General features: G+C 66.4%; 14 protein-coding genes. 7 read left to right on the top strand and 7 right to left on the bottom strand.

The window, feature by feature from the left end:
• Nucleotides 1-136 precede the first annotated feature (136 nt).
• Complete coding sequence (locus ACLJRM_RS16250) at nt 137-508, top strand: hypothetical protein (protein WP_146044358.1); 372 nt, start codon at nt 137-139, stop codon at nt 506-508.
• A gap of 435 nt (nt 509-943) precedes the next feature.
• Here the strand turns inward: ACLJRM_RS16250 and ACLJRM_RS16245 are convergent, their stop codons facing one another.
• From ACLJRM_RS16245 to ACLJRM_RS16235, 3 genes are all read right to left on the bottom strand, one after another.
• The gene (locus ACLJRM_RS16245) at nt 944-2,761 is read right to left on the bottom strand and encodes a BTAD domain-containing putative transcriptional regulator (protein ID WP_410663426.1); all 1,818 of its coding nucleotides are present in this window, start codon (nt 2,759-2,761) and stop codon (nt 944-946) included.
• A 482-nt stretch (nt 2,762-3,243) separates the two neighbouring features.
• On the bottom strand, nt 3,244-3,876 hold the full coding sequence (locus ACLJRM_RS16240; protein WP_101609222.1) for a helix-turn-helix transcriptional regulator: 633 nt from the start codon (nt 3,874-3,876) through the stop codon (nt 3,244-3,246).
• Nucleotides 3,877-4,196: 320 nt separating this feature from the next.
• Complete coding sequence (locus ACLJRM_RS16235) at nt 4,197-4,589, bottom strand: hypothetical protein (RefSeq protein WP_101609221.1); 393 nt, start codon at nt 4,587-4,589, stop codon at nt 4,197-4,199.
• 97 nt (nt 4,590-4,686) lie between these two features.
• On the opposite strand from ACLJRM_RS16235, the gene ACLJRM_RS16230 reads away from it, so the two are divergent.
• A complete protein-coding gene (locus tag ACLJRM_RS16230) occupies nt 4,687-5,130 on the top strand; it encodes a MarR family winged helix-turn-helix transcriptional regulator (protein WP_101609220.1) in 444 nt (147 codons plus the stop codon).
• A gap of 603 nt (nt 5,131-5,733) precedes the next feature.
• On the opposite strand, the gene ACLJRM_RS16225 is transcribed toward ACLJRM_RS16230, so the two are convergent.
• The 3 genes from ACLJRM_RS16225 to ACLJRM_RS16215 all read right to left on the bottom strand — a co-directional run bounded on the left by ACLJRM_RS16225 (nt 5,734) and on the right by ACLJRM_RS16215 (nt 8,935).
• Nucleotides 5,734-6,276 carry a DUF4232 domain-containing protein gene (locus ACLJRM_RS16225; protein WP_410663425.1) on the bottom strand — a complete coding sequence of 181 codons (543 nt, stop codon included), beginning with the start codon at nt 6,274-6,276 and terminating at the stop codon, nt 5,734-5,736.
• 420 nt (nt 6,277-6,696) lie between these two features.
• A complete protein-coding gene (locus tag ACLJRM_RS16220) occupies nt 6,697-7,122 on the bottom strand; it encodes an ester cyclase (RefSeq protein WP_410663424.1) in 426 nt (141 codons plus the stop codon).
• 919 nt (nt 7,123-8,041) lie between these two features.
• Nucleotides 8,042-8,935 (bottom strand): LysR family transcriptional regulator, encoded by an 894-nt coding sequence (locus tag ACLJRM_RS16215; RefSeq protein ID WP_410663423.1) that lies wholly within the window; start codon nt 8,933-8,935, stop codon nt 8,042-8,044.
• Between the two features lie 95 nt (nt 8,936-9,030).
• Between ACLJRM_RS16215 and ACLJRM_RS16210 the strand changes: the two genes are divergently transcribed.
• From ACLJRM_RS16210 to ACLJRM_RS16190, 5 genes are all read left to right on the top strand, one after another.
• Nucleotides 9,031-10,200, top strand: coding sequence for an MFS transporter (locus ACLJRM_RS16210; protein WP_101613356.1), 1,170 nt, complete (start codon nt 9,031-9,033; stop codon nt 10,198-10,200).
• A gap of 138 nt (nt 10,201-10,338) precedes the next feature.
• Entirely contained in the window at nt 10,339-11,025 is a 687-nt protein-coding gene (locus tag ACLJRM_RS16205; protein WP_410663422.1) for a hypothetical protein, read from the top strand.
• 690 nt (nt 11,026-11,715) lie between these two features.
• Nucleotides 11,716-12,750 carry a fatty acid desaturase family protein gene (locus tag ACLJRM_RS16200; protein WP_410663421.1) on the top strand — a complete coding sequence of 345 codons (1,035 nt, stop codon included), beginning with the start codon at nt 11,716-11,718 and terminating at the stop codon, nt 12,748-12,750.
• Nucleotides 12,750-13,883, top strand: coding sequence for an esterase/lipase family protein (locus tag ACLJRM_RS16195; RefSeq protein WP_410663420.1), 1,134 nt, complete (start codon nt 12,750-12,752; stop codon nt 13,881-13,883). The genes ACLJRM_RS16200 and ACLJRM_RS16195 overlap by 1 nt, the downstream gene beginning before the upstream one ends.
• Nucleotides 13,880-14,101: a DUF6480 family protein gene (locus ACLJRM_RS16190; RefSeq protein ID WP_101609213.1), complete on the top strand. Its 222-nt coding sequence runs from the start codon at nt 13,880-13,882 to the stop codon at nt 14,099-14,101. The genes ACLJRM_RS16195 and ACLJRM_RS16190 overlap by 4 nt, the downstream gene beginning before the upstream one ends.
• Nucleotides 14,102-14,174: 73 nt before the next feature.
• Here ACLJRM_RS16190 and ACLJRM_RS16185 read toward each other — a convergent pair whose 3' ends face one another.
• The gene (locus tag ACLJRM_RS16185; protein WP_158255773.1) at nt 14,175-14,777 is read right to left on the bottom strand and encodes a sigma-70 family RNA polymerase sigma factor; all 603 of its coding nucleotides are present in this window, start codon (nt 14,775-14,777) and stop codon (nt 14,175-14,177) included.
• Nucleotides 14,778-14,879: the final 102 nt, after the last annotated feature.

Raw genomic sequence — 14,879 nt, 5'->3', positions numbered from 1 at the left:
GCGTCCGGGCAGAAAACGGTGTACTGAAAGGGCAGTACGCGGTGAATTTATCGCGTGGTGGCATCGTTTCCGGAAGAATAAAGTCGTCACTATGTACAAGCCAGTACGGCTTTTCAAAGAGAGGAACGTGTAGCCGATGTCTTCGTTGACACGAAAAGTTGCCACGGGCGCGACCGCGGTCGTCCTCGGCGCTCTTGCCATGGGCGGGCAGGCGGTAGCCGCGCCGGCCGACTCCACACTGTTCAGCCTGTGTAACAACGGGAATGGGGACTACGCAGTGTCAGCCGTGTTCCCGGACAGTGGCGGCTTCTCCAGTACCATGGTCGTCGCCAACAGCTGCTGGAAGGGCCCCCGGTACCGCGGCGAGAACTATTTCCTGCACGTCACGTCGACACATAACGGCAACAGCAGCTTCGATGAGGGATGGAACTACACCAACAACTCGGACTACACGGACGTGAGCACCACCGGGTCCTTTCAGGACTTCCAGTACCGGAAGAACGGCTAGGATTGCTGTAGTCGCTCACGAGCGGCCCGCTGGTGTCGCGCCCCGCAAAAGCGGCACATGAGTCGGTGGATGGCAAACGTGGCGTGAGTGGCTTTTCAGACGATTTGGGTGCTTTGCGTATTTTGCGACCGGGGTCGTGAGTGGTAAAGAGGGTTGGAACCGGCATTGCCACTCGCGACCCCTTCGCAAAGCGCGCATATGGGTATCAATCAGACATCCAGTCGCCTAGAGCTGTCCCGTGTGGACAATCGGGGCGCGGCCGGCTCTCGTCGGCAGGCCCAGGTTCGCGTCGCTGAAGGCTCCCTTCGCCGCATCAGGCGCGGCAAAGGGAGCCTTCGGTCCACCGCCGATCCGCCCACGAGATTGCGAAAGCGTCCTTTGTGACACGTCGTCTTGCCTTGCCCTCACTCTGTGCCGCATTTCCGATGCGGGACATCAGCTCCTGTATGCCGCATACAGGTGCAACAACGGGGTGATGTGGTAGGTGTCCCGTGGGGCCCAGTCGAGCAGGCCGGCCATCGCAAGTTCATCGAGCGCCCGCCGGGCACGCTCGATCGGCCAGTCACCCGCCACCGCCACCGCCGCGGCCGTCGCCGAGTCTCCCTCCTGCCCTCCGAGACGCCCGAACACCTCGACACTGTCAGAGTCCAGGTCGGAGAACGACCAGGAGAACACCTCCTCCACCGTCCAAGATCTGCCGGAACCGGAGACCGGCCTGAGCCTGGACAGCCGGGTACGACGGTCCTGCAGCCAGTCCCGTAGCTGGGCGGCGTCGGGATGAGGCAGGGCACCTAGCTGTCCGGCCGCGAAGGACAAGGCCAGTGGCAGGCCTCCGCACAGTCGCACGAGCTCATCCACTTCCGCTCCGCCCAGGCTTTCCCGGGAACGACCCAGCGATCCGGTCAGCACGTCGGCCGCTTCGCCGGGCGGCAGCACATCGAGCGACATCCGCACCGCCCCGTCCCGCGCGACCAGACCGCCCAGCCGTCGTCTGCTGGTGACCACCACCATCGTTCCGGCGCCCGCGACGAGCAACGGGCGAAGCCGGCAGATGTCGTCGGCATCATCGAGGATCAGCAGAGCTCGCTTGTCCGCCATGAGACGGCGATAGGTGCCGAGCCGATCGTCCTGGCTACCCGGCACGGCCGCCACGCCGCCGACGGACTCGATCAGCACCCGCGACGCCTCGGCGGCGGTCAACGGCGGGTCCGTTCCGTGCAGCCCCCGCAGGTCCACGTAGTGGCACCCGTCTGGAAACCGCTCGCGTACCTGGTGGGCGAACTCGACGGCAAGCGCTGTCTTGCCGATGCCCGGAGGACCGTCGATGGCGCACACGACCAACGGACTCGCCGGCAGTTCGGCCAGCCTGTCGCCCAGTTCGGCGAGTTCGGTCTCCCGCCCTGCGAACAAGGCCGGTCGCGCCGGCAGCCGGGTCGATCCGGTCGCATTTCGGAGAGGCCACGGCTTCGCAACCGCCAAGTTCGGAACCCCGGCGAGAGTGCGCCGATGAGCGGACCGTAGCCGATCGCCAGGCTCGATCCCCAGTTCGTCGGCGAGCAGCCGCCTCGTGTGCTCGAACTGCGCGAGCGCGTCCGCACGCCGGCCGCGTACGTTCAGGATCTCGATGCGAAGTTCGGTCAGCCGCTCGTGCAGGGGATACTCGTCGAGCGCCTGGCGGAGCGTGGTCAGCGCGGCGAGGATGTCGGACTCGCCACCGTACCGCCAGGACGCTTCAGCGAGGTCGGCGATCGCGGCCGACCGAAGCGTGGCCAGGCGGGCCCGTTCCGCTTCCACGAATGGCGCATCCATACCTGCGAACGGGGTGCCCACCCACCGCCGTAAGGCGTCGCCCCAGAGCTGCCTGGCTTCAGCGAACGAGCCGGCCCTTTGGCGCTCAGCCGCCATTGCCAGCCCATGCTCGAACTGGCGAAGATCGAGCTGGTTGTCATCTATGTCGAGCAGGTAACCGGAACCCGACGCCGGCAAGATTCTCTCGTCGTCCTGATCGTCGCGACGGAGAACTCGGCGTAACGCGGATACGTACGTGTGCAGGTTGCCGACAACGGATGATGGCGCAGCCTGCCCCCAGACCGCGTCGATCAGCTCGTCCCGGTGCACGACGGTGCCGGCATGCAGGGCGAGGTAGGCGAGCACGACCTGCTGGCGCGGTGGCCCGGCCGAGACTTCACTACCGGCTATCCGTAACCGTAACGGTCGCAGGAGTTCGATGGTAACGGCTTTCCTGACATTCATTCGACCACAACCTTGCCTGCTTGCTCCGCCCTTGAGCGCGCCCGATGGACGACCGAGTTGCCGCTGGAGGTCGACTCAGGAGGTCTCGTAGTGCTGCTCCCGTTCGGCGGTGGCGCAGGGCTGACGCTGAGACCGCCTTTCGGTAGTACGGCAGAGCCGATTCGCCCGCAGTTCTCCACGGTGACCGTGGCCGATGACCCGCTGTGCCGCGGGGAAGCATCCTGAAGGGCCGAGCACCCGCCAAGTGCCACGGCGGTGGCCTTCGAAGTTCTGTTCACGTCGCATTCTCGAAAGAGGGTGATCCCGCGACAAGCCGCAGGACTGCACGGTTCCCGGTCGGACTGTCCAGATGGGACAGCTGCAGATCTAGGCGGCCTCGGCATGACCGAGTATCCGTGTCAAGGATGGCTTCTCGAGGCGTAAATGTGTCGATCGGTCGGTCCGTCACTTTCAGCGGTGGTCGCACGGTCGGCATCGGACACTCAGATCGCTCCCGTGCGTACCGCGAACGCCAGGGCGTGGGAACGCGTACGGAAGTTGTGCCGTCGCTTCAATCCGGACAGGACGTTCTTCACTGTGCGTTGCGAGTAGCCGAGCTTTGCCGAGATCTCCTCCGTGTCCAAGCCTTCGGCCACCAGGCTGAGTACGTCCCGCTCGCGGACGTTCAGTCCGGACAGGGAGAGCCCGCGTGGCTCCAGCGCGGTCCGCCGGACGTTGTCCAGCTCGGCGAGCAGGGCGCCCTGCAGTCCTGCGGGCAGGCAGGCGCCGCCCGTCGCCACGATGTGCACCGCTGTCGCGAGCCGGTGACTGGTCGCGGTCACTTGGTGCAGCACACCGAAGACCCCGCTCTCGGGCCAGGACAGGGCGCTGGCCGGATCCACCTGTTCGGTCACGACGAGATAGCGAGGCCGCTCGGCCGCCGGGAACCCCGCGCGTTCCCGGCGTAGCTCACTCAAGGTCGCATCGTTGAGCACGGGTACGACCCGGACCACCACCGCGGCAAGTCGGCGCTCGGCTGTTTCGAGAATTCGTACGCCACCGGCGCGGAGCATGTGCGCGATACCGGCTCGGCCGACCTCGTCGGCTGCCTCGACCAAGACCGCAACGTTGGACACTATGCCTCCTTCGAGCTGCCACTGCTCAATTGTGCAGTGGTTTTTCTTCAGCGCTTCTACACGCCTGCCCTATTACCTCGGTCTTCTGACGCTTTAAGGTGCCCATCTGCTGCATCTGTCTCTGCTGGACGCTCATATGAGCGAGAAACCGGTACCGCTCGCTGAGCGAGTGACCCTTTGCCGCCCTCCGGCCGCGAGCGGGCAGCCGGGGCGCTTCGGGATGCGGGGACGTTCGCGTGGACCTGGCAATGGCAAGCACGGTGGAATCTACGGAATGCATCGGCGTCCTGGCCGAGTGGATGACAGGCGTGCGCTGAACCTCAGCGGGCCCTGCCGATGTTTCGGTCCGCGTCGGAGCCTTGGAGCATGAGCGTAGTTTCCTCGATGCGGCTGAAGCGCCCGTCGGGCGCGAACTCGCCGAGGACGTAGACCTCCGTGCGTACGGTCGATCCGTCGGTCTTGGTGACCTCGACGGTATGGCGATCGGCGTAGAGGGCGCCGTCGTACAGTTCGTCATGGACCTCGATGGACCCCGCGGTCACGATCGTGCGCAGGTGGGCGATGTGCTCGACAAACCCCTCGCGGTCGGCCCACTCGCCGTCGGTGCGTTGGCGGTAGCCGGGGGCGAAGTGCCGGTCGGTGGCCTCGTGCAGGTCGAGATCGGGGGTGAACAGCAGGTCGGTGAGGGCGGCACGGATATCGGTCCGGTTCATGGAGATCCTTCACGCTGGAGGTAATATGCGTGCGCCACGCACGCACTACAAGGAAGCTAGCACATGATGCGTGCGCGGCGCACGGTAGTCTGCGGAAATGCAAAATGAGGTGGGAGGCGAGATCGCCGACGTGCTGGGTGTGTTGCTCAGGCGCGCTACGCGGGTCCAGCTGTACAAGAAGCTGACCGCCGACATGGGCGAGGCGCTGGACGAACTGACCTACCCGGTCTTGAGCGCGGTGGCCAGGGTCGGCCCCCGAAGCGCGGCCGACCTGGCCTCAGAGGTGGGGCTCGATCGCTCCGGCGTCACCCGTCATGCCTCCAGGCTGGAGCAGGCCGGGTTGCTCCGCCGCGAGCCCGACCCCCTCGACCGGCGAGCGACTCTGCTGGTCCTCACCGAGCAGGGTGAACGAGCGGTGGACGAGCTACGCCGCCGTCTGGCCGCTCATATCACCGCAAGCATCACCACCTGGCCGCCGGGCGAAGCCCAGACGTTCGCCCGCGGCCTGCGCCGGTTCGTCACCGAAGGCCCCTTTACGTGAGCCGTCGAGCAGCCCTCGGTGTCGAAGTACGGTGCGGCCCACCGCCCGGTGCCGGCCTCGAAGGCCGCGGGGCTCGGCGTGCACCTTCCCCCGCGACATGGACCGGATCCGGCAGGCGCTCGGCGAGGAAAAGATCGGCTACTACGGGATTTTCTGGGGCACCGCGCCGGGCGCCGAATACCGCACGCTGTTCGATGACCACGTCGCCGCGATGCGGCTCGACTCGGTCGCGACAGCCACTTTCGACAGCCTGCTCCTCGGAGCGCGCCGCACATGGCCGGACTCGGCCCAGCGGCTGGTGAAGCTCCGCTCCGGCGGCGAGGTGCCTAGTGCGGCCGTGTCCACCCGCTCCGGCTTCGGCTGGGACGACCCGGACCCGGCGTTCAACCCGCAGCTCGTGGGTCACGCCTACGAGCCGGTCACGTCGCTACCGTGGGCTCACGACATACGTGCCCACATCGGCGGCCCGCTCCTCACCGTCGAGGACGACATGCACGGCTCACTGTCGATCCTCTCCAGCAGTCGTGGCTGGACCACCGCGGCGCAGTCCTGCGCCCGGGCGTCGGGGCCGGGCACTGGGCCCGGCCCCGGCAGACTCGGACATCAGACAGTGGGCGCGGCGCCCGCCGTGATCGCTCCGGTGCGGATGGTGTGGCTCTCGGGGGCGGCGTTGACCGCGCCGAAGTCCCAGGGCAGGGTGATCCGCGGGTCGCTGGTGTCGCCGCGCGGGCTGGTCTCCTGGGGCGCGGTGATCGTGATCGCCAACGGTGTCTCCTGCCGCGGCGCACCGATCGCGCTCCAGTGCAGCGGGATGTAGGCCGAGGAGCCGTCACCGATTTCCACCGACGGAGCGTCCGGCGCGGCGTCAGAGGAGAGCAGCACGTCGCGTGCCCCGACGAGGTCGATCGGCAGCGTTCCGGGCAGGGTGCAGGTTTCGCCCTGCTTCGCGGTGAACTGGACGGCCGCGTCCCGGCCGCCCGCGCCGGCCCCGCCGTAGACGAGCCGAGTGGTGACCTGACCGGACGTGCAGTGGAAGTCGGTAGGCATCGCGCCGGCGGTACCGGTGGCCAAAACGGTGGCCCCGGCCGCCACTCCGGCGACCAGCAGGACCGCGGCGCTCCGACGGATGTTCGTGTGAGTGGTCATCGTTCTTCCCCTTCTGCCGTAATCGCTCTCGCCACCGAAGATGCCCACGCCATAACCTGGAAATGCGCCGAAGTGAGATTGATCAGCCGGAAGCAACCTCGACCGGGCCGGTGCGTCTACACGATTACCGGCGCGATTTTGCAGGGGCTTGAAGAATTCTCGACCGGACCGTGAAACTCGAGACAGCGGGTCCTCATGTCCGAGCCAGTGCGACCGAACCTCGTCGGATCGCCGTTCTTTGCACGTCCGTACCCGCGGCGGGCAGAAGAATATCGACTTCTGTCCAAGGTTGCGCGCCTTGGACGTCTTTTCAGGGACACACCGCACAGCATCCGCGCGTTCGGGCGAGCGGCTGCCCGTGCTGATGGGCACGCCGACGATCGGCGCCTGGCTGCGCGGTCTTCCCGGCCGGTGCCCTGCTCAGGACGCCGGGGTGAAGGTGAGCCCGAGTTGCAGGGCGAGACCGAAGTGGTCCTCCAGGTGCCTGCTCCACACGATCCGGCCGTGCTCCAGCCGGTGGACATCGATGGCCTGGAATTCGACCTGCTTCCCCGTCCCGGCCACGCCCAGCAGTTCGCCGGTGTGGACCCCGCGGCACGTGCTGCTCACGGCGACCCGGTCGCCGTCCACGACGACGTCCTCGATGATGAGTTCGAGGTCGCTGAGCGCCGCGCGCAGATAGGTGACGGTGGCCTTCCAGCCCTCGGGGCCGCCGGTGCTCAGCGCGGGCACGGCTTCCCAGTCGGGCGCGAGCACGGCGTCGACGAGCGTCAGGTCGCCGGTGCTCAGTGTGGCGTAGAACTGCCTGACCACGGTGGGGGCCTCGGACATGGTGGTGTCGGACATACTGGGGAAACTCCTTGAGCGGTCTATAAGTTCAGTCGATCAGTAAATTCTACTGCGCCGTTTACTCATGAGGCCGCAAGGCGAGATGACGCACACAGACGGAGCGCCCGCCCGCGGGAAGCGGCGCCGCGGAGAGGAACTGCGCCGCCACATCCTGGTCACGGCCCGTGCCGGTACCTCTATTGAGGGGTAAGTCAAATGTGGCATGACCGAGCCTCTGCGGCGAAGGACTCCTTCGCTGGCTTCGAGGTTAAGAGGTGGCCTTCGTGGCGTGGTTCTGGACCGGCCTGCGGGCGCCAGTCGTTCCCTCAGTGTCCACAGGGGACACTTTCTGGCGACAGAGTGTCCGATTGATGGTGAGATGTGCGGTTTTCGAGGGGGTCGTGAGTGGTAAAGAGGGTTAGAACCCTCTTTGCCACTCACGACCCCCTCCGCAAAGCGTGCATATGGGTATCAATCAGACATTTACCCGGCTACCCGTGTCCCGTGTGGACGGTCAGGGTGCGGCCGGTCCAGATCCGCGATGCCGAAGGCTCCCTTCACCGCATCGGACGCGGCGAAGGGAGCCTTCAGTCCGGCACGACCCGCCCGCGAACACGACACGTTTGCCTTACCCCTCAATAAGCGGTCCTGTACGCGCATTTCGAGAACGATGAACAGGATCTGCTTAGGACTCAGCCGAACAGCAGACTGCGATGGCATTCGCGGTTGAGATCTTGCATCGTCTCAAGTTGTCCTCGGTTGTCGGTCTGGGATCTGCGCAGGTTGGGACGAGCAGGTCCGTAGGCGTGGAGTCGGACGCGGGCGCATGTCGTAGATGTGCGGATCGTCGAGTTCGCCGGACCACGTGCCCATGAGCCGATGCACAATTCGGAGAGAAACCTTCAGGGCTTCGAGGCGGCCCGATCACACATCGAGGTCAGCATCGAGCCTGAACAGCGATCTCCTCTGCGAAGGCACGCGCCCTGCCGCCGTCCTCCGCATGCCAAACCACACCGAGCACCGATTCCGGCAGCCCGGTGAGCGGTACGAAGACGACCGAATCCCGCCGTCCCTGGTGTTCGGCTGTCGAGCGGCACAGCACCATGCCGCCCTGGCCTGCCGCGGCGAGACCCATGCCTTCCTGCAGTGTGCCGACGGTCGGGCCGCGCGGTATCCGGCGGCCGCCGGGGGTGATTTCGGGGGCTTGGGCGTGGCGCCAGTATTCCGGGGCCGGACCGCGGAGCCCGATCAGAGGACACTCCGCCAGCTCCTCGACGGTGACGGACTCCCTGTGGGCGAACCGATGCCGAGGCGAGATGGCGAGCATCTGCGGCTGACGAGAGAAAACCGGGCCGAGGATGAGATCCGGTTCCTCCACCGGAAGCAGCACCACCGCTGCGTCGATCTCTCGACGGCGGAGCGAGCCGAACGGATCGGCCAGCGGGATTTCGGTGAGCTCCACCGCGCAGTCCGGGTGGTGCTGCTCAAATCCGCCGATGGCGTTCGCGAGGTGGTCGTCGATGATGCCCTGGAAGCCGATCCGCAGCACGCCGCCGATCCCTCGCGCGGTGGACCGGGTGTGGTCCACGGCGGCCCGCAGCGCCTCATAGGCCGGACGCAGTTCGGCGAGGAACTTCTCTCCCAGCGGAGTCAGTTCCACCCGGCGGCTCGTGCGCTCGACGAGCGTCGCGCCGATCCGTCCCTCCAGTGAGCGGAGCAGCTGACTGACCCGGCTCTGAGAGACGTACAGGCGTTCGCCTGCCTGGCCGAAGTGCAGCTCCTCGGCGAGTACCAGGAACGCCTCCAGCTCACGGATCTCCAGGCCGCTCATCGGTCTTCTCCTTCCGCGGATCCAGTAGTCCTGCTCATGGAAGGATGAGACATCGGCCATTGTTCCCGGCAGCGGGCGACGGTTGCCTGGAACACGTGACGACAAGGGAAACCGAACAGAAGAAGAATGGCTGGCCGGCAGTGATTTCGCTCGCCGGGGCGACCTTCACCGTGGTCACCTCGGAAATGCTGCCGGTGGGCTTGCTGACCCCCATCAGCCGCGACCTGCAGGTCACCGAGGGCATGGCGGGTCTGACGCTCACGGTCACCGGTCTGGTCGCGGCCGTCTCCGCACCCCTGCTGATCCCGGCGCTCGGGAATCTCGACCGGCGGGCCGTTTTGTGCGCGTTGATGGCGCTGCTGGCGGTAGGGAATCTCCTGGCAGCGTGGTCGCCCGGCTTCGGCGTCATGCTGGTCGCCCGAGTCCTCGTCGGGATCGGCATGGGCGGAGTGTGGGCGATCGCCGCGAGCCTGGCCGTGCGGCTGGTTCCACCGCGGTCGATCGGATCCGCGACTTCACTGATCTTCAGCGGAATCGCCGTGGCGTCCGTGCTGGGTGTACCGGCAGGCACCTATCTCGGGGAACTGGTCGGCTGGCGGATGGCCTTCGTAGGTGCCGGCGGCCTTTCGCTGGTGGTAGTGGCCGCCCTGGTGATGTCCCTGCCGTCGTTGCCGACGGAAGGGGCCGTTCGCCTGGGCGCGATGCTGCGGCTGGCCGGTGTGCCGCGGGTGCGCCTCGGGCTGATCGTGGTGGCGCTGATCGTCATCGGGCATTTCACCGCGTACACCTATGTCCGGCCGGTACTGGAAAAGGTGTCCGGGGTCAGCGCGGGGCAGATCGGAACGCTCCTCCTGGTCTACGGGATCTTCGGGGTGGCGGGCAATTTCGCCTCGGGCGCCGGAGCGGCGCGATCACCACGGGTGACCTTGCTGGTGCTCGGCGGGACTTTGTCGGCGACGATGGCGCTGGTTCCGCTCCTGGGGCTGACCACGCTGGCAGCCTTGGCGCTCTTGGTGGTCTGGGGCCTGGCGTACGGCGGTGTCTCGGTGGCCGCGCAAGCATGGATGCTGATGGCGGCCCCGGAGGCTCGTGAAGCGACGTCGGGTCTGTTCGCCGGAGTGTTCAACGCGGCGATCGCGGTGGGAGCGTTGGTCGGCGGGCTGGCCACGGACGCGGCCGGGACCACCGCGGTGATGTGGCTCGGTGGGGTATTCGCGGCCGGGGCGGTGCTGGTTCTCGCCACCGCCGGTGGCCGGTCCGCCTAGCAGGTCATGCGGGGTTCGCGGACGTCGCGCAGGAACGGAAGCTGCCTGAGGTGGAGGCAGGGGAACCGCGCCGGTCCCGCACGCGTCAGAGTGACACTGAATGCTACGATGTCACATCGATCTGAGGGAGTGTGTCACATGTCGACTCGGTTCTTGCCCGTGCTCGCCGCGGGACTCGTTCTGCTGGTCACCGCGTGTTCCGGTGACGGCGGCGGCACCGACACGGCGGCGACCACCGGCGATACACCGTCCGATAGCTCGGCCACGGCCCAGTCCGGCCCGAAATACACGCGGTTCGCCGACTTTCCCGGTCAGGCCCTCGTCACCACGGAACCGGGCCTGGACCTGGCGATACAGGTCAAGGCCGTCGACGTCGTCTGGACGCCCGAACTGGCCGGTGTGTCGGCGAAGGCGGGAAAGCACTACGTCGCGGTGTACGTGGCTGCGACCGGAGAGCTTGCCGATCGTGGCGTGCAGCGAGCCAAGATCAAGTATCTGCAGCTCCGTCACCGCAACACGGCCGGGAAAACGTGCGACCCGTATCAGCCGAAAGAGGTCCCTCAGTACTGCTTCACCGAGGCGTACCCCGCCAGCGACCTCAAAACCAAAGTCGCGGACAAGACGTGGCGCGACGCCAGTTGGTCGGCAGACTCCCTGATGGGCAGGGACATCGACCGGGGCGAAACCGTGATCGGCGTGGTCGGTTTCAGTCTGGAGGACGGCGCGGACACCGAAGGCCTCCAGCTCTGCGGGCCGACCAAGGGGACGACGGTCGACACCGATCGTTTCCCGTGTGTCCCGATCCCGAAGCCGGAAAGCGTGTGAAGTCGACAAGTCGAGGCGGTCGGAACGGACCACCTTTTCAGCATCGTGAGCACACTCGCAGGTCGTTTGCCATAGAACAGAACCCCTGCTCGGGGCGCTAGGGGCCCGCGCAGCGGAAGGCGGCGAGCGCGAACGGTTGTGGTGGCTGATGGTCAGGTCGGCCTCGGCGGTGTAGTCCCTCAGTTGGCTGGACAAGCACCGATAGGCCACGCTCTTGGCTTCACCGATGCTCTGGCCGTACCGAAAGTCCGGGATTCGTTTCCTGCCACCAGAAGCGTAGAAGTGAGCAGTGATGGGCGACCGGCCCCTCGCCAGGCGAAATCAGGTGAGGAGCCGGTCTCATGTTGTCCGGCTGTATCCGGCGCTCTACGGGTGTCCACCCTCCCCATACGCCGCCGAATTCGCGCGGAGGACTCCAAACCGGCGATCACCGTGGCGTAGGTCTGGTGCGGCACTGCGACCGAGTGGCCTGCCCACTCAGCGCACTACGTGAACGGCACGCCGGCGGCGAGCCAAGCGGTCCGGTGACTGTCGTGGGGCAGGCACGAGGGCCGAGCGTCGGCCGTTGTGTTTCTTGCCTGACTTTCGTTTCAGCACAGATCACCCAGGGAACTCAAGGATCGTAGTACTGGTCGCCCCAGCCCCGGCGCCGCAAGACTTCGGTGAAGGGACGCCATGATCACACCTTCGGTGACGCTACCGACTCACCTCGACAGCGAGGCTCGCGCGGCCTCACGTAACGACTTCGCCGATCTCGCCCGCTTGGTGCGGCGCGAAGGTCTACTCGACCGCCGATATGGCTACTACGCCGTGAAGATCAGCCTGACACTGCTGGCTCTGGTCGGAGGCTGTGTGGCGTTCGTGCTGCTCGGGGACTCGTGGTGGCAACTCGCCTCGGCGGTGTTCTTCGCGGTGATGTTCGCCCAGATCGCTTTTCTCGGCCACGACGCGGGACACAACCAGATCTTCCGCACCGGGCGGGCCAACGACCGGATCGGCTATGCCTTCGGCGGTATCGTCGGCATCAGCTACGGCTGGTGGATGGGCAAACACACCCGCCATCACGCCAACCCCAACCACGAAGACGACGATCCTGATATCGACATCCCCCTGCTCGCCTTCACCCGGCGGCAGTCCGGTGAGAAGAGCGGGTTCGTGCGCTGGACCACGAAACATCAGGCAGCGCTGTTCTTTCCGCTGCTGTTGTTGGAAGGGCTGAGCCTGCACTGGGCGAGCATCCAGGCCGTGTGGCACGGCGACGTGAAGGCCCGCCGGCTGGAAGCGGTACTCCTCGTCGCGCACCTCGGCATCTATCTCGGCGCGGTGTTCCTGGTGATGTCCCCGCCGGTGGCGGTCGCGTTCATCGCGGTCCACCAAGGATTGTGGGGTGTCTACATGGGCTGCTCGTTCGCGCCCGGGCACAAGGGGATGCCCACCTATACCGACAAGACCAAGGTCGACTTCCTGCGCAAGCAGGTACTCACCAGCCGCAACGTCCGCGGCGGCCCGTGGGTCGACTTCGCACTCGGCGGGCTGAACTACCAGATCGAGCACCACCTGTTCCCCAGCATGCCGCGCGTCAACCTGCGCCGCGCGCAGCCTCTGGTCCGTGACTTCTGTGCCACACACGAGATCGACTACGCCCAATGCGGGCTGATGACGACCTATCGGCATGTCCTGCTGCACCTGCGCGACGTCAGCGCGCCGCTCCGCGCGACCAGCTGATGGTGAAGAGGGCGATTTCGACGCTGAACGATTTCTTGAACGGAACGGCGGCTTTGGCTCTGGCGACTTCTCGGCTGCCTCTCGTGCTCACACGGGACTACTGGGCCAGTTCGGTGCTCGAATCGGCTACCGGACATCACCTCGTCGGTGTCGCCGACGGCCTGTTCGGCAGGGGGACATCGACACTGGAGCGAGGGGCACGCCAGGGGATGACCGTCCGCGTCGGGCGGCGACCGGTTGGGCTCGACGAGCGTTCGCTCGCCGCGGCCTTCCCCCGGGCGACAGGTCGCGTGGTGGTGTTCTTGCATGGCTTGGTCGAGACCGAACTCGGCTGGTTTCGCGGGTCCGCGCCCGAGGGTGACTTCGGAGCCCGCCTGGCGGGTGACTTCGGCAGTAGCCCGGTGTACGTGCGTTACAACTCCGGGCGCCACGTCTCGGAGAGCGGGGCCGAGTTGGTCGCGTTGCTCTCCAGACTGGTGGCCGCGTGGCCGGTTCCCGTCGCCGATATCGTCCTGATCGGACATTCGATGGGGGGCCTCGTGGCACGAAGCGCCCTGTATCAGGCACAGGAACGGAACGTGTCGTGGCTGTCCGTCGTGACTCGGCTGGTGTGCCTGGGTACACCACACAGCGGCGCGCCGTTGGAACGGCGCGTCGCGCAGTTGACGGCGCTGTTCGGCAAAACAACGTTGACCGCTCCTCTGACGAAACTGTTCGCTCTGCGCAGCAACGGCATTCAGGACCTCGCGCACGGCTACGTGCACCGTCGGCAATGGGCCACCGAACCGCACCTGTCCTCGAGAGCCGACCCCTCGCCCTCACCAGGAATCCGCCGCCTCTTCGTGTCAGCCACGTTGTCACGGCGGGAAGGAAGCACGTGGGGTCGTCTGATCGGCGATCTGCTCGTGACGCCCGTTCTGTCCGAGGAACTGACGGAGGACGCCGAGATCGTCTGGCTCGGCGGGCTCAATCACTTCGCCCTTCTCCGCGACGACCTCGTGTACACGACACTCCTCGAGTGGCTGTGTGCCGACGACACTGTCCAGACCTTCGCCAGACGAGCCACCACTCGAGATCCATCCCGCGCTCTTGACCGGCCGGAACCGACCACTGAGAAGAATCGAGAATCATGACTGCACCCGGACCAGAACCACAAGACGTTCCCGGCCTGGAGCCAGGCGGCTCCGTTCAGCCCGGGGACACCCCGCCGGACGCCGGACAGACGTCGGGTCTGTCCCACCCACAACCGATTCCGTCCCGGCTGCCGGCGATCATCACGATCATCGTCATCGGAGTCGTCGTCCTGGGCGTGGGCGGCTTCTTCATCGTGAGGGCCTTCGACCTGTTCTAGTCTCCGGCCGCCGGCCGATGGAGGCCGTCCTGATCCTCTGTGGGTGATGCCAGTGACATCAGCGCCTCGGCGGTCACCGCGCGTCCTCTCGCTGTCGAGACTGATTCGGCGTAGCGGCCTGGGGCGAAGCGGTATCAGGGTGGTCGCAGCCCTGCTGGCGCAAAGCCGAGAAGGCATCGTGCAGCCGAGTGATCACCGTGGCCACCGGGATGCCGATCTGCTCGGCGACTTCTGCCGGCGTCCGACCGCGGGCGTACACCAGGACGAGGGCCTCGCGGGCCTCGAGGGGAACCTTGGTCAGCAGGTGACTGCACGCCCACTGCTCGACGAGTCCGGCGGCGCACTCGGTGGAGGCGGGGCGCGGTGGTGGTTCTGATGCCCCGTCACGGGGCGTGGTGTTTCCGGCCTGGTCGCGCGCGTAGGTGCGTGCCATGGTCATCAAGAGGGTGAATGGTTCGCCCTGGTCGGGATCGTAGCGGGGCGCTGTGCGCCACAGTCGCAGGTACACCTCTCGGGTGGCGTCTTCGGCCGCGCTCGCGTCGGTCAGGATGCTGCGAACGAGCCTGAAGACGCTGTGAGAGGTGCGGTCGTACAGTTCCGCGAAGGCGGCGGTATCGCCGTGCCCTGCTCGCTGCAGCAGTATCTGACAGAGTGCCGGATTGTCGGTGTCGGTCACCAGGCCGCTCCCAAATGGACGGGCAGATCTACACCGCCTGGGACTGGGGCAGCCCTTGTCTTCACTGGATACCCCGGTGATCAGTCGTTAAACCCGTCGTGC

It is taken from the genome of Amycolatopsis sp. lyj-84, from assembly GCF_046549075.1.
In the GTDB taxonomy this organism is placed as follows: domain Bacteria; phylum Actinomycetota; class Actinomycetes; order Mycobacteriales; family Pseudonocardiaceae; genus Amycolatopsis.
The sequence above is the reverse complement of the archived record's forward strand: the minus strand, read 5'-3'. Positions and strand labels throughout refer to the sequence as shown.

Coding starts and splice junctions, on each gene's coding strand:
- ACLJRM_RS16235 (WP_101609221.1), bottom strand. CDS start 4,589: ATGAACCGGACCGATATCCGTGCCGCCCTCACCGACCTGCTGTTCACC.
- ACLJRM_RS16195 (WP_410663420.1), top strand. CDS start 12,750: ATGGTGAAGAGGGCGATTTCGACGCTGAACGATTTCTTGAACGGAACG.
- ACLJRM_RS16205 (WP_410663422.1), top strand. CDS start 10,339: ATGTCGACTCGGTTCTTGCCCGTGCTCGCCGCGGGACTCGTTCTGCTG.
- ACLJRM_RS16230 (WP_101609220.1), top strand. CDS start 4,687: ATGCAAAATGAGGTGGGAGGCGAGATCGCCGACGTGCTGGGTGTGTTG.
- ACLJRM_RS16215 (WP_410663423.1), bottom strand. CDS start 8,935: ATGAGCGGCCTGGAGATCCGTGAGCTGGAGGCGTTCCTGGTACTCGCC.
- ACLJRM_RS16190 (WP_101609213.1), top strand. CDS start 13,880: ATGACTGCACCCGGACCAGAACCACAAGACGTTCCCGGCCTGGAGCCA.
- ACLJRM_RS16250 (WP_146044358.1), top strand. CDS start 137: ATGTCTTCGTTGACACGAAAAGTTGCCACGGGCGCGACCGCGGTCGTC.
- ACLJRM_RS16225 (WP_410663425.1), bottom strand. CDS start 6,276: ATGACCACTCACACGAACATCCGTCGGAGCGCCGCGGTCCTGCTGGTC.
- ACLJRM_RS16220 (WP_410663424.1), bottom strand. CDS start 7,122: ATGTCCGACACCACCATGTCCGAGGCCCCCACCGTGGTCAGGCAGTTC.
- ACLJRM_RS16245 (WP_410663426.1), bottom strand. CDS start 2,761: ATGAATGTCAGGAAAGCCGTTACCATCGAACTCCTGCGACCGTTACGG.